This window comes from Pedobacter sp. UBA4863 (genome assembly GCF_002399615.1).
In the GTDB taxonomy this organism is placed as follows: Bacteria; Bacteroidota; Bacteroidia; order Sphingobacteriales; family Sphingobacteriaceae; genus Pedobacter.
Window position 1 is genome coordinate 1 of record NZ_DHDZ01000031.1, and the last position, 14,704, is coordinate 14,704.

The window sequence follows — 14,704 nt, forward strand, 5'->3', positions numbered from 1 at the left end:
TAACCTTTAACTAGATAATAAAAACACAATTCCTACCTAAAGTTCCCTCATTATTGGAACTAGTTGATACACATATCAGCGAATTTGAAAAATTGGTTGAGAAGGCCTTGAGGTCGAAAGAGACTTTCAAGCAATGGAAAGTCTCCAAGAAAAAGTTAGCAGAATTCCTAAAAATGGAATTAAAGTTAGATGATATAAATTGCAATTCCAATTGTGCAAGTTTTTCCTAGGATATAAAAATAAAATAAATTCTATTTGATATATGTATTACATATTTATATATTTGTGTATTGAGATTGTATTTTAAACATTTGATCAAGTTTTTAATATAATAGTATTCAATAGCCAAATATTTACTAAAAAATAAGTCATTTATACTTATATATAAAATGAAAACTACCAGTTATAAAAAATCTGCAGAACTTTTAGATAGAGCTAAGAAAGTATTGGCCAGTGGCGTGTCTTCTGAATTTAGGAAGTACAATCATCCACATGCTATATTTTATACACATGGTAAAGGAAGCCGTATCTACGATGTAGATGGAAACGAATATTTAGATTTTACGTTAAGCCAAGGGCCGTTAATTGTTGGTCATTCGCATCCACATGTGCTAAAATCTGTCAATGAATATTCGGAACAAGGGCAAATATTCGCAGGTCAGCATATTCGTGAGATTGAGCTTGCAGAAAAACTGAATAAACTTATCCCTTCTGCAGAGTTAATGCGCTTCTGCTTAGATGGCTCTGAAGCTGTACATACCGCTTTTCGCGTAGCTAGAGCAAAAACAGGTAAGCAAAAATTTCTTCGTTTCGAAGGTCACTATCATGGTTGGTTAGATAATGTATGTTGGGGTAATTCGGCACCATCGGTAGAGGCATTGGGTAGTAGAGAAAATCCAGAGGTATTTGCGTGGTCACAAGGTTTGTCTTCGCAATCAAAAGATGATAGCATAGTGCTACCATGGAACGATTTGGAACTAGTAAAGTTAACACTCGAGAAACGTCATGAAGAAATAGCAGCCATTATTACAGAGCCTGTGATGTGTAACAGCGGTTGTATTCCTCCTAAAGAAGGCTTCTTGCAAGGATTAAGAGATTTATGTAATCAATATGGGATTGCTTTAATATTTGATGAAGTGATTACTGGGTTTAGACTGTCGTTAGGAGGTGCACAAAAGTACTTTGGCATTACGCCAGACATGTCAATTTTTGCCAAAGCAATGGGTAGTGGTTATCCAATTAGTGCTATTGTAGGTAAAAGAGAGTGGATGAGTTTAATAGAAGAAGCTAAAGTTATCCATGCAGGAACAATGAATTCTTGTAATCCAACGGTAGCTGCTTCTTTGGCTACTATCGAAGTGCTAGAGCAAGAGCAACCTTATGAACGAATGTTTAGGTTGGGTAAAAAACTGATGGAAGGATTAAGATTATCAGCTAAAGAAGCTGGTCATGATGTATTGATACAGGGAATGGGACCTATGTTTAATATCAGTTTCACTACACAAGAAAGCATTAATGATTTTAGAGAAACCTTCAATGTAGACAAAGCTAAGCTTAACCAATTTATAGCGGCCATGCACAATAAAAAAGTTAGGGTTATTGGCAGGGGACTTTGGTATATCAGCGCAGTGCATACCGATGAAGACATTGAACATGCTATTGAAAAAGCAAAAGAAGTTTTTAACGAGATGTAATACATAGGATGTATGGAAATAGGAGTTCTGCTTCGGAGTATATTGCCGCCAGAAAGGATTAAAACGCGGTTGATTGATGTGGTTGCTTATGCTTCAGATGCAGGATTTTACTATTTAAGGCCTAAAGCAGTAGTGCAGCCTATAGGAGAAGACGAGGTAATTGCATTATTCCATTTCTCATCTCAACATAAAATACCACTTACTTTCCGTACTGGTGGTACAAGTCTTTCAGGGCAGGCCATTACAGATGGTATTCTGGTAGATTTAAGTCAGTATTGGAGCGGTGTAAGTGTAGAGGATACTGGTTGTTTAGTTAGGGTGCAGCCGGGAATTACAGGTAAAATGGTAAATGCCCGGCTTAAAAACCATCAACGGAAAATAGGTCCAGATCCGTCTAGTATTGATGCCGCTATGATGGGAGGCATTTTGTCGAATAATTCTAGCGGTATGTGTTGTGGAGTGCGATATAATTCCTATCATACAACCAAGCATATTAGGTTTATATTGCCTAACGGACAGGTTTTTTCTTCCGAAAATAAAGAAGATTACGAAAGGTTTGAAAAAGACTGTGCTTCGCTTTTTATTACAATACAAAATTTAAGACTACAAGTGCTTTCGAATAAAGTACTTCAAGATAAAATCAGGAAAAAATACCTCTCAAAAAATACAGTAGGTTATTCGCTTAATGCGTTGTTAGATTACGAGCATCCGCTAGATATTATGGAGCATTTGCTCGTTGGGGCTGAGGGAACTTTAGGCTTTATTGCAGAGGCTGTGATGGAAACAGTTTATGATTATCCACTTAAATCGACAGCATTTTTGTTTTTTAAAGATATCTATGCTGCTTGCAGTGTAATTCCTTTACTTAAGGAAACCGGAGCCGAAGCTGTAGAGTTGATGGATAGAGCCTCACTAAAATCTATCGAAGATTTAAAAGGTGCGCCAGCAATCTTAAAATTATTACCTGATGGTGCAGCTGCATTGCTGATAGAATATCAAGCCGCAAATCAAACTGAATTATTGGAGAAAACAGCATTGTTCGAAAGAGAATCGGATAGTTTTTCTTTGCTAGAGAAAGCGAGATTTACAACCGATCCCAATGAACAGTCACTTTACTGGAAATTACGAAAAGGGATGTTCCCAGCGGTAGGTGCAGTTAGAAAAAGCGGTACCACAGTAATTTTAGAAGATGTTGCATTTCCGGTAGAAAGACTAGGGGATGCAATATTAGATATACAGCAGCTATTCAAAAAACATCATTACGATAACGGAATAATTTTTGGTCATGCTAAAGACGGGAATATCCACTTTGTGGTAACACAATCTTTTGCAGAAGATAAAGAGGTAAAACGTTACGATGCTTTCATAGATGATTTGGTAGCATTAGTAGTACAAAAATATGATGGCACTCTAAAAGCCGAACACGGTACGGGACGTAATATGGCTCCTTTTGTGGAGACAGAATGGGGAGAGGAAGCATATCAAATAATGAAAGCGTTGAAAAATGCGATAGATCCCGAAAATTTGCTGAACCCTGGAGTCATTATCAATGCTCAAAAAAATGCTCATTTGCAGCATTTAAAAGCTTTGCCTACAGTAGAGGAAGAAGTAGATAAATGTATAGAGTGTGGTTACTGTGAACATAAATGCCCTAGTAGAAATCTTACATTAACCCCGCGTCGACGTATTGTGGTAAGGAGAGAGTTAGCTGCGCTAGAAATTGCAGGTAAATATAAAGAGCATCGAGAGCTCGTTAATCAGTTTCAGTACGATGGTCTAGCAACATGTGCCGTTGATGGTCTATGCGCATCGGCATGTCCTGTAGATATTAATACTGGCGATTTGGTAAAGCGTTTGAGAAGGGAAAGTCATTCGACTTTGGCTAATAAAATTGCTTTAACTGTTGCAAAGAACTTTAAAGTTACTACTGCAATGGCATCTTTCATGCTTCATTCTGGTCATCAAGTGAATAAGGTTTTGGGCAAAAATACTATGCACAAAGTAACCTATGGGATAAAAAAGATAATACCTGCATTTCCATTGTGGAGTAATCAGCTTATTCCTTCAAAAAGTATTGGGGCAACTAATTTCACCAAAATAAATGGACTAAAAACCGTAGTTTATTTTCCAACATGTATTTCTAGAATGATGGGAGGTGCAGTTACGGGAAAAGATACTTACCATACTTTTTTAAGTGTTGCACAAAAAGCGAATATTAATGTGCTTCTCCCAAAATTAACATCTTCATTGTGTTGTGGTCAAGCATTTTCATCTAAAGGCTATACCGAAGCTTATCGTTTTACGGTAAACAAGGCTATTAACCAGTTATGGGAAACCAGTTTGCAAGGAAAACTAATTATAATATTAGACGTAAGTTCTTGTACACATACTTTGCAGGGATGTAGAGCTGCACTTTCAGAAGATAATAAAAGCAAATTTGATCAGCTTTCGATAATAGATACGATTGATTTTGTTGCAGATTACGTTATTCCGCAAACGCAAGTAAATCATCGAAAATCGAAAATCGTTTTACATCCCGTATGCTCACTGCAAAAAATGGGATTACAGGAGAAATTTTTAATGGTGGCAAGGCATTTTGCACATGAAGTAACGGTTCCATTAAGTGCTGGGTGTTGTGGAATGGCTGGCGACAGAGGTTTTCATTATCCCGAGTTAATACAATCGGCTGCTAGTGCCGAAGCAAGAGAGGTTAGTAGTTGTGAGTATGATGGCTATTATTCGTCTGCAAAAACTTGTGAAATGAGTATGTCCGAAGCCGTTAAAAAGAATTATGAATCGGTACTGCATTTGGCCGATCAATGTATAGTATAAAAACAAAATTAAAATATGAAACTATTCAGATTTGGGAACATTGGAAGCGAAAAGCCAGGCGTTTTAATAGAGGATAAACATTTAGATGTTTCATCATTAATAACAGATTATAATGAGGACTTTTTTGAAACGGGAGGATTGGATTTACTTCAAAAGCAAATAGAGAAGCATGAGAGTAGTTTGCCAATTGTGGATATAGCTACCGTACGTTTGGCTGAGGTGGTTAAAAGGCCATCAAAACTGATTTGTATTGGTCTTAATTATAGAGATCATGCCATTGAAACAAATGCACCAATTCCTGCAGAGCCGATAGTTTTCTTTAAAGCAACTACAGCTATATGTGGGCCTAATGACGATTTAATTATTCCTAAAAATAGCGAAAAAACAGATTGGGAAGTAGAATTAGCAGTTGTGGTGGGTAAAAAAGCTAGTTACGTAAGTGAAGAAGAGGCGATGGATTATGTAGCAGGTTATGTATTGCACAACGATTACAGTGAACGTGCTTTTCAGCTAGAGCGTGGTGGGCAATGGGTAAAGGGTAAGAGTTGTGATACGTTCGCCCCCTTAGGACCGTATTTGGTAACCAAAGATGAAATAGCAGATGTACATAACTTAAAGCTTTGGCTAAAAGTAAATGGCACTCAAATGCAAGAAAGTACTACAGCGCAATTGATTTTTAATGTGCCCCACTTAATACATTATCTAAGTCAGTTTATGACACTGTTACCAGGAGATATTATCTCTACAGGAACTCCTCATGGTGTTGGCTTAGGTTTTAAACCGCCAATTTACCTGAAGGCGGGCGATGTGGTAGAGTTAGGTATCGATGGATTGGGAGCATCTAAACAACATGTAAAAGCATTTCAATAACAAGAAGCAATGGAAATAACAGCCAACGATAAGTATGCAAGTTTAGCTAAATCATTGGGTTCGCTAACCAACGAGTCCAATGAGAAACCTATTTTGAAATATGGTAATTTTTTGCATTTACAAGGTAAAAGCAAGTACGATGGAAAAATAGGTGAAGACCTAAGTGTAAAATTTGGAAAAGCAGCAGCTAGGGAAATTGCCATGGATTTTATAACTACCATACAGAAAGAGTTTGGAAGTATGGATAAAATAAAGAGGGTGATTGGGATAAATGGAAAAATAAATTGTTCGACTGACTTTAAACAGCACTCATATATTATTAATGGTTGCAGCGAGCTGTTAAATCATATTTGGAGTACCCAGAATAATAGTTTGATTGCTAGTGCAATTACTACTGATATATGGGGCGAAACCACCTCTCTTGAAATTGAGGCTCTATTTGAACTTAACAATTAACCTAAATAACTATCAACCAATAAACTTAAACATTATGAAAAAAGGCTTTACTACATTATTAATGTTGCTAATAGCTACTATGAGTAGCTATGCGGCCACTTATTATTCTACAGGTAATGTAGATCCACGAACGCTTACTAATTGGAAAACTAATACTGATGGCAGTGGATTATCACCTGCAAATTTTGCAGTAGACGGAGATATTTTTATTGTTCAAGCGGTTCATGAAATGGTCTTCCCCGCTAGTGGGGCAGTATGGGATATAACAGGCAATGGTGCAACCCTTAGAATTCTAGGTAAATTAACAGCAGGAAGAATAACCACCGTTGCTAATTTCGAAGTGGCAAATGGCGGATATTATGTGCAGAATTATGGTGCGGCAGGAGGAGTAATGCCTGGAACTGTTAGTAGAACTATCGGTGAAACCAGTACTGTAGAGATTATAAATTATGATACAAGTCAAAGGCTTCCTAATTTAATATGGGGTAAATTGATTATTAGTTTTAATGCTGGCGCAAATTGGACACTTACGAATACAACTAGTTTTGAAACTAAAGGTGACCTAATTATTAGAAGGACGGGAAACAGCAATGTTAGATACTTGTTATTAACTTCAGGGTCAATAGATGCAGTGGTAGGAGGAAATTTAATCATAGAAAACGGAATTTTTGCTCTTTCTGGTAGCACGTCCGCTTCTAATGATTTATGTAGGTTAACTGTAAAAGGAGATTTGATAGTCGATTACCAAAGTTTAACAAATACTGCTGTATCAACTATGGTGGTAACGTATTCAAATGCCAATAATGCGATTTTCTCCTTAATTGTAGAAGGAAATACGGAAATTAGAAATGGGAATTTTGAACCATCTAGAGTAAATACAAATAACAGTTCTAACATAAATATGGATTTTTATGGAAACTTTAATGTATCTACAAATGGAAATGTCACTTTAAGTAAAGCTACAAGTGGTACTATTAAAGCTATTTCTATGATTGTTGGTGGGAACTTTGAAGTAAACGGTACTTTTACCGGAACAGCTGGAGCATCTTGGACTGATGCTCAAGGTGGTGCAACTGTATACTTTAAAGGCGGTGCCGCTAACAGTAGTTTTAAAATGCCAGCAGGACAAGGCGCTACCAATATTGCCTACGTGATAGGCGAAAACAAAACATTAACGCTACAAAGTGATATCGTTACAGATAAATTTTTGGCGGTTGCAGGTGCCTTAGTAGAAGGAGGTTATACCGTTACTGGAACTAAGCATGTTTTGGTTAGCCCAACCGTTAATTTTAATGGCGGTATCGCTGAAATTACTAAATCGGTAATCACCTTACCAACTGGAGAAACAGTAACTAGTTTAAGTTTGGTTCCTGGTATGGAGGTAACTTCATCGAAAAATTATCTAGCACCCAATACCGTTATTACACAAATTATAGATCCAACTACCATTACCATATCAAGAGCAGCTATCGGCACTTATTCAGATGTGTTACCTTTAACGTTGGTAGATTTTAACGCAGTTAGAGAGGCAAACGGAATAAGATTGCATTGGAGAACAGCACAAGAAATTAATGTGAAACAAATAGAAATAGAAAGAAGTGTAGACGGTATTAGTTTTATTAAAATAGGGAGCTTGGCAGCAAATAATAACGCAGGGGAACATCTTTATACCTATTTGGATAGAAACGCCTCAACTTCGTTGTATAACTACTATCGATTAAAGACAATAGATTACGATGGTTCTGTTGATTATAGTAAGGAATTGGTAGCTGCTCCTTTGTCAATAGTTATGTCCGAAATTCACTTGTATCCTAATCCTGTTAATAGCTATGTAGAAGTTAATTTCCCTTTGGAAACCGGCAAAGGATATGTAAAGGTATTAGCTGTTGATGGCAGAATCATGAAACAAGAAACCGTATCAAAAACTCAGAAAAGCCTACGTTTGGATCTATCTTCACTCGCAAAAAGTTTGTATATTTTAGTTTATGAAGACGGAAACGGAAAGCGTTACACTAGTAGATTTGTTAAAAATTAGCTTTATTTTCTATAATAACCTGAGAATCGATTGTTATTCTCAGGTTACTATGTCCAAGAAGTAGAAAAAGGTTACCTAAAGCCTTATTTCCCAGGTGCCCCAAGCTATAGTCGCTTTGTACAGCTCAAGCCAAGGATACTGAGCTATCTTATACTTTACCTCTTAACCTTTGTCGTTTAGGCAAATCTTGTGGGATATACTTTGAAGATTCTACCATATTGATCGTATGCAACAACCGAAGAATACACAGCCATAAGGTCTTTAAAAAGCAAGCTGTTAGATGCAAAAACTCAACAAAATGATTTACAGTGGATTACGGGGATAACAAATAACATGAAGAACAAATTGATGAAAATGGAGCACAAGCTATTGCTTAAAAAAGAGGAATAATCGAATCTGAAAATGATATTCTAAAAACAGTGTGTGATATTGAACATTCTAGGCACAGAAGTTCGATCAATGCTTTAGTTAATTTATACACAGGATTTTGTAGCTACTCCTGATTAGATAAAAAACCAACCATTTTCTCAAAATAAGACCCAAAACTCATATTAATATTAGTTTGTTTCAACAAGGCTATCAACTTTTACCCAACACCTGCTCCTACCCAACAAAAAAGAATCGTATTTATACCTAATGGGAATTTTAACTATTTTTTACTTCCGAAACCAATTTCAACAATCTTCGTTGCTTTAAGATTTCTTCACTTTTCACATCACTTCTATAACTAAAAAAACCATCTCTAGTTTTAGCACCAAGTTTATTTTGCTTTACTTTTTCTACAATAACCTCTGGAACAGTTGTAGTATTATCCAAAACAGGTAACAAGTTACTTAATACTTTATCCCAAATATCAAGACCTCCGTAATCCATAATTTCAAAAGGCCCATTTAATGCCCAACGTAAACCTATACTCTCTTTTACAACAGTATCAATGCTAGAAGCATCTGCAATTCCTTCTTTTAATAAATAACAAGCTTCACGCAGTAATGCCGCCTGAAGCCTATTTGCGATAAAGCCTCTTATATCTTTATTAAGTACAACCAGAATTTTTCCGCAATAGCTCAAAAAACTTTTCACTATTTCTAGCACACCTTCTTCAGTACTATCCTGTTTTACAATTTCTACGAGTGGAATTAAATCGGCAGGGTTAAAAAAGTGGACTATCAGCATCCTGTTTTCAAAAGGTTGACCTTTTGACAAAGTCAGCAACGGGTAAGTTGAAGTATTTGAGCATATAATTGCATCGCTTTTTAAATAGGGGGCTATCTTTTGATAGAGTTCTTTTTTGATATCTAGGTTCTCAGGAGCAGATTCTATTATAAAATCACTTTTTGACACCGCTTCCTCTAAATTGGTTGTAAAAGTCAATCTCGACTGGTTAATGATTTCATTCTTTGCAAATATTATAGCCTCTTCAAATGGGTCATATAATATTGTAAAAATTCCTTTTTCAGAGAAAAAAGAAGCGATAGAACGCCCCATTTTTCCAGCACCTAATATGGTAATTATGCTTTTATCTGTGAGTTGAACCATAATTAAGAATATGACGAGAAAATTCTTTTAAAAATATCTTTACTTTAAACCGATGTTTTGATTAAGCGTAGGAGCCTTAATCCCACGCATAATTTGTGAAATCTCATTATACGCTGAATAGGCTATCTCTATATCAGTAACTAAAGCTCCATTAACTTCTACTTCTACTTTATTATTTCCTTGAAATACATGTTTCAGATTATCAATGGTGTAAATTAACGACCTATCTGCCATATCTGCCTGTAGCTTTTTACCTGCCGCTAAATGATCTTTTTCTCCTTTTAATACAAGAGCATTTCCGTTTAGCACTACTTTGATATTATTTACATTACCACTATATTTTTTTACGCCTAATCTTAGCACACAAGTTTTTCCTGAAAATACTTTAGATTGTATATTTTCACCAACAAGCAACTTAAATTCGCCCTTACCATTTACTTGTTTAGGCAATTGTTTAACATAAGCATAAGAAGGCTCTTTATCGTCGTTATAATATGTTTTAGTAATTGCGTAAACTTTATCATTATCATTTGGTGTATTGGCACCAAATGCAGCAACCATTTCATACATGTATGAAGCTTGCGGGTAATTATAATAATTGAAAAGATAAAAACCATCGGCTCCCATCCAACGGTAATTATCTGCCGCTCCCAATGCCTCGGCCAAAGTTACATCCCTGCCAATGGCATTTTCCATTCCCAAATCATCGGCAGATGGATTTAGAGGAACCCTCCAACTTGTTCTAGGGTACATGGATGGATACATCTTTACACCATACTTGTTTGCTTTTTTTGTCATTGCTTCAATAGGCATATCATGCGGAAGGGTCATTAATTGTGATGGTGAAATTAAATCTACCAAGCCTTCTTTCATCCAGGTGTCCACATCCAGTCCGGCCCATTTGCACGATTCTTCTGATGGGGGTATACGCACAAATAAATACATTGGCCTACCCTGTTCTTTAGCCAATTGATTAAGTCTTTGTCTTACTTTACGTACTAGCTCAGTCATTAATGGAGCTCCAACATCGGCTTTGCCTTTCGGAAAGAAAATTTGAGTTCTGTTAAAGTCTAATTCAAATCCATCTATAATGTTTTTATTTCTTTCCAACACTTCTATAAATACATCGTATCTGAAATCCCGTACTTTTTTATGGGTATAATCGAACAGATTACCATAGTTTTTGCTGAAAACCACCGGACTATCTTTAATGATTAAATCGGTATTGTTAAGCCAAAACTGACCTGTAAGCGGATAATTGTACGGATCTACCATAAAATGGCTATCGTTCATCCTCAAGCTTGGCAAGTATAACATGCCATTCTTTTTTGCTTGTGTTCCGGCAATATTAACGGCATCAAGTCCTGCTGCTATACAAGCTTTTGCACTTTCTATACGATATTTCCAAATCGGATTTTCATCTTCGTATTTGGTTTTACGCCACCCAACGGTGCTCGATACTTTGGTTGGGTAATACAACACATCGCTACCTGCACCAATGCAAAACACATAGGTATTTACGCCTAAACGGGCATGACCATCTACATTGGCCCTTAACATTTTTTCTGCAGCAATGGGGTCTGGTGTTACAAAAGCATGGTCGCCATCTTCATTTAGCACCACACCAAATGATACATTCTGCTTTACCTGAACTTTCTTAGTTACTTGTTGTTGTGCATAACTTAACCCCGTTAACAATAAACATAACAAGGTCGTATATAATTTCTTCATTTCTTAAAGCGTATTTTTTAAGTATTGTGTATTTTTATTTAGTCTTCCAACATCAATCTTTTTAGACTTTTTAAGGCTCTTCCTCTATCTCCTTAGGCTTTGGCGTTGGTTTGCTACTGGTATCCCACTTAATTAACGGTGCAGGTGTACCAGTGATAGGTTGATTAAGTTTGGTATCGGCCACACCTCTTACCATATAACTTAAATTGGTCATGTACCCGTACGCAATTTCCAAATCAGTAAGAGTAGCATTTTCTGCAATTATCTCTACTTTGTTATTGCCTAGTTTTATCAATGTTGGTTCATCTATTTTATAAATGATAGTTTTTTGTGAGCCATCGGCAACTTGAGCAATCCGTGGACTTATTGCATGGTCTTCGATATGAAGTACTTGTAAAGGTTTACCATTTAACAATAATTTCGGTGCATCTGCAAAATTTCTCACGCCTAAACGTAGTAGGCACCTAGTAAGAGGGTAAGGCGATGAAGTCGGCAGCTCTCCTATATAAATACTCAACGAGGCATTGGCCGATTGCATTTTAAGAGGCAACTGTTTAGTATACGAATAAGAAGGTTGCAAATTATCGTTGTATGCAGTTTTTGTAACAGTAAAAACTCTATCTACAGGGCTTATGCCCTTACTATTAATTTCGGCTGCTAAGCGATATAAGTCTTGCGGAAAATCACCTATACTGTAATTGAAAAGATAAAGGCCGTCAGCCCCCATTTGACGATAGTTTACCGCAGCTGTTAACATTTCTTCTAATGTAGCTGTTTGAGAGCCTATCCTCAAATTTAGGCCTAAAGTTGGTAGCGATGGCTTTAACGGAACTCTAAAATTTGATTTAGGCATTAAGGTTGGATATACTTTCACTTTGTATTGGTGCGCCTTAGCGATAAGGTTTTGAATAGGCATATCTTGTGCTAAAGTCATCAACTGCGATGGAGAAACCATATTTACCAAGCCTTGTTTCATCCAGGTTTCTATATCTAAACCAGTTTGCTTACATGCCTCTTCTGATGAAGGTATACGCACGAACAAATACATAGGTTTGCCCTGTAGCTTCGCATTAATATCTAATTTTTCCCGTATCTTTTTTATCATTTCCGTAATTAAAGATGCTTGGGTTTTTCCCTCTGGAAACAGTGTTTGTACACGGTTAAAATCAAGTTCAAAACCATCTATGTTGCCTTTATTGCGATCTATGACTTCAAAAATGACTTGCAACCTGTGATTTCTTACTGTCTCGTGAGTATAATCGAGTAAATTGGCATATTCTTTTTTAAAAGCGTTTGGGGCACTTTTAATAGTCAAGTTTGAATTATCTAACCAAAATTTACTGGTATAAGCCGAATTTTGAGGATCGGTTGTAAAGCGGCTATCATTCATTGTTAAACTAGGAATAAACAACATATTGTTTTTTTTTGCTTGTAAACCCGCAATTTTTACAGCATCCATCCCTGTAGCAATACATGCTCTTGCATTTTCAACTCTTGTTTTTAAAAGTTTATTTTGCTGCTCTTCCTTAGTTACTCGCCACCCTACGGTACTAGCTATTTTTGTGGGATAATACAGTACATCGCTACTAACACCTACACTATAAACCAATGTTTTTACTTCCAAACTGTGTATATAATCTACCGTTTTTTTAAGCAATTTTTCGGCCTCTGCCGGATTGGCACTTGCAAAAGATAAATCACCATTATGGTTAAACACTAGGCCAAAAGGTTCATCTGGTTTTACTACTACTGGTTTTATTAATTTTTGTTGTGCATAGCCTCCGTTTACCATAAAAAAGCAAATGGTAAAGACTAAATATAATGATCTTAGCATGGTAAAATTAATTGATATCATCTACTTCGTTAATTACTGGCATTACAAAAGCCTCATTTAATTTTGGCATGGGTAATCCTGCTAATCTATAATTAAGATTATTCAAATAGCTGTAACCTATTTCCAAATCGGTTATGGTTGCATTTTGTACCGTTATCTCTATCTTATTATTTCCTAATTTTAAAACAGTTGGATCATTAATTTTATAAACTACAGATTTGTGAGCAGCATCGGCGAGAAACCTTTTACCTTTGGCTGCTTTTAAATGGTCTTCGGTAATAAAGTGAGTTAATTCTTTTCCATTTAAGGTTAGTTTTGGCACTGCACCATCAGCTAAATCTCTAATTCCTAAACGCAACAAACATTTCGTTAACGGAAACGATGATTGGCTGGGAATTTCACCTACATATAAATTAAAGGCAGAAACCGCCGCTTTCGTTTTATAAGGCAACTGTTTTACGTAAGCATAAGAAGGTTCTAAATGATCGTTATAATAGGTTTTTGTAATAGAAAACACTTTATCCAATCCGTCTAAATCTCTATTAGTAACTGCTGCAACAAAAGGATGCATTTCCTTTCTGAAATGGTTATAAAGATAAATTCCATGTGCCCCCATTTGAAAATAATTTGATACTGCTCCTACTGCTTCTTCTGTTGTGCCACTGCGGGCTATTGGCCTGTTTATCCCCAATGTTGGTGCAGAAGGAATAAAAGCGGCTCTTACATTAGCACGTGCATATACTGAGGGATATACCTTTACGTTATAGCGGTTTGCTTTGGCTATCATATTTTCAATGGGCATATCCTGCGCCAAAGTCATTAATTGCGCTGGCGATAACATGTCCACCAAACCTTGTTTCATCCAGGTATCTATATCCAATCCGTAAACTTTGCACGATTCTTCAGCAGGTGGTATTCTGGCAAAAAGGTACATTGGCCTGCCCTGTTCTTTTGCCACCAGATTTAATTTTTCGCGTACTTTTTTAACCAAATCAGTAATTAAATGTGCTCTTTCTTCTCCTTTTCCTTCGGGGAAGAATACTTGTACCCGGTTAAAATCGAGTTCAAAACCATCTATGTATTGTTTGTTGCGGTCTATTACCTCGAAAATAACATCTAACCTGTATTTTCGTACCTTTTCGTGGGTATAATCTAACAGGTTGCCATACATCTGTTTATTGAAAGGCCAAGGCCCATTCTTGATAATTAAATCGGGATTTTTGAGCCTAAACTCTCCGGTAAGTGGATAGTTTTCGGGGTCACGCATATAATGACTATCGTTCATCCTTAAACTTGGAATAAACAACATACCCTGATGGGTTTTGGCTTGACTAGCTGCAACGTTAATAGCATCTACCCCGGCGGCAATGCAAACTCTTGCTTTTTCGTTTCTAACTCTCCAAAACTCGTTTTCATCGTATTTTGTAGTACGCCATCCAACAGTGCTACCTACTTTTGTAGGATAGTTTAACACATCGCTGCCCGAAGCTACGCTATATGTTAAGGTTTTAATGCCCAAAGAGTGTATCAAATCTATATTTGCCCTGATGAGATTGGTGGTTTCCACAGGATCGTTACTGGTAAAGGAAATATCACCATCTAGGTTTAGGATTACCCCAAAATCTTTTTCCTGCCTTTGAGCGGTTTGGGCATGGGTGGCCAATTGTCCCAAAACAATTCCTGCAATAAGCAATGGTTTAAGTAGTGGTTTCATTA

Annotated in this window: 10 protein-coding genes and 1 pseudogene; 7 read left to right on the forward strand and 4 right to left on the reverse strand. The window is 36.6% G+C overall.

Going from position 1 to position 14,704, the window contains the following annotated elements:
• Nucleotides 1-389 precede the first annotated feature (389 nt).
• From B3I52_RS06210 to B3I52_RS15915, 7 genes and pseudogenes are all read left to right on the forward strand, one after another.
• Nucleotides 390-1,694, forward strand: coding sequence for an aspartate aminotransferase family protein (locus B3I52_RS06210; protein WP_293299587.1), 1,305 nt, complete (start codon nt 390-392; stop codon nt 1,692-1,694).
• Between the two features lie 12 nt (nt 1,695-1,706).
• Nucleotides 1,707-4,526 carry an FAD-binding and (Fe-S)-binding domain-containing protein gene (locus B3I52_RS06215; protein ID WP_293299589.1) on the forward strand — a complete coding sequence of 940 codons (2,820 nt, stop codon included), beginning with the start codon at nt 1,707-1,709 and terminating at the stop codon, nt 4,524-4,526.
• A 15-nt stretch (nt 4,527-4,541) separates the two neighbouring features.
• Nucleotides 4,542-5,396: a fumarylacetoacetate hydrolase family protein gene (locus tag B3I52_RS06220; protein WP_293299591.1), complete on the forward strand. Its 855-nt coding sequence runs from the start codon at nt 4,542-4,544 to the stop codon at nt 5,394-5,396.
• Between the two features lie 9 nt (nt 5,397-5,405).
• Nucleotides 5,406-5,852, forward strand: coding sequence for a RidA family protein (locus B3I52_RS06225; protein WP_293299593.1), 447 nt, complete (start codon nt 5,406-5,408; stop codon nt 5,850-5,852).
• 34 nt (nt 5,853-5,886) lie between these two features.
• The gene (locus B3I52_RS06230; protein ID WP_293299595.1) at nt 5,887-7,887 is read left to right on the forward strand and encodes a T9SS type A sorting domain-containing protein; all 2,001 of its coding nucleotides are present in this window, start codon (nt 5,887-5,889) and stop codon (nt 7,885-7,887) included.
• Nucleotides 7,888-8,078: 191 nt separating this feature from the next.
• Nucleotides 8,079-8,189: pseudogene (locus B3I52_RS15910) on the forward strand (transposase); the annotation flags it as partial.
• 84 nt (nt 8,190-8,273) lie between these two features.
• Entirely contained in the window at nt 8,274-8,390 is a 117-nt protein-coding gene (locus B3I52_RS15915) for a hypothetical protein (protein ID WP_366941077.1), read from the forward strand.
• A 142-nt stretch (nt 8,391-8,532) separates the two neighbouring features.
• On the opposite strand, the gene B3I52_RS06235 is transcribed toward B3I52_RS15915, so the two are convergent.
• The 4 genes from B3I52_RS06235 to B3I52_RS06250 all read right to left on the reverse strand — a co-directional run bounded on the left by B3I52_RS06235 (nt 8,533) and on the right by B3I52_RS06250 (nt 14,702).
• A complete protein-coding gene (locus tag B3I52_RS06235; RefSeq protein ID WP_293299597.1) occupies nt 8,533-9,423 on the reverse strand; it encodes a 3-hydroxyacyl-CoA dehydrogenase family protein in 891 nt (296 codons plus the stop codon).
• Between the two features lie 39 nt (nt 9,424-9,462).
• Nucleotides 9,463-11,154, reverse strand: coding sequence for a hypothetical protein (locus tag B3I52_RS06240; protein ID WP_293299599.1), 1,692 nt, complete (start codon nt 11,152-11,154; stop codon nt 9,463-9,465).
• 70 nt (nt 11,155-11,224) lie between these two features.
• Complete coding sequence (locus tag B3I52_RS06245; RefSeq protein WP_293299601.1) at nt 11,225-12,988, reverse strand: hypothetical protein; 1,764 nt, start codon at nt 12,986-12,988, stop codon at nt 11,225-11,227.
• A 7-nt stretch (nt 12,989-12,995) separates the two neighbouring features.
• Nucleotides 12,996-14,702 (reverse strand): hypothetical protein, encoded by a 1,707-nt coding sequence (locus B3I52_RS06250; protein ID WP_293299603.1) that lies wholly within the window; start codon nt 14,700-14,702, stop codon nt 12,996-12,998.
• Nucleotides 14,703-14,704: the final 2 nt, after the last annotated feature.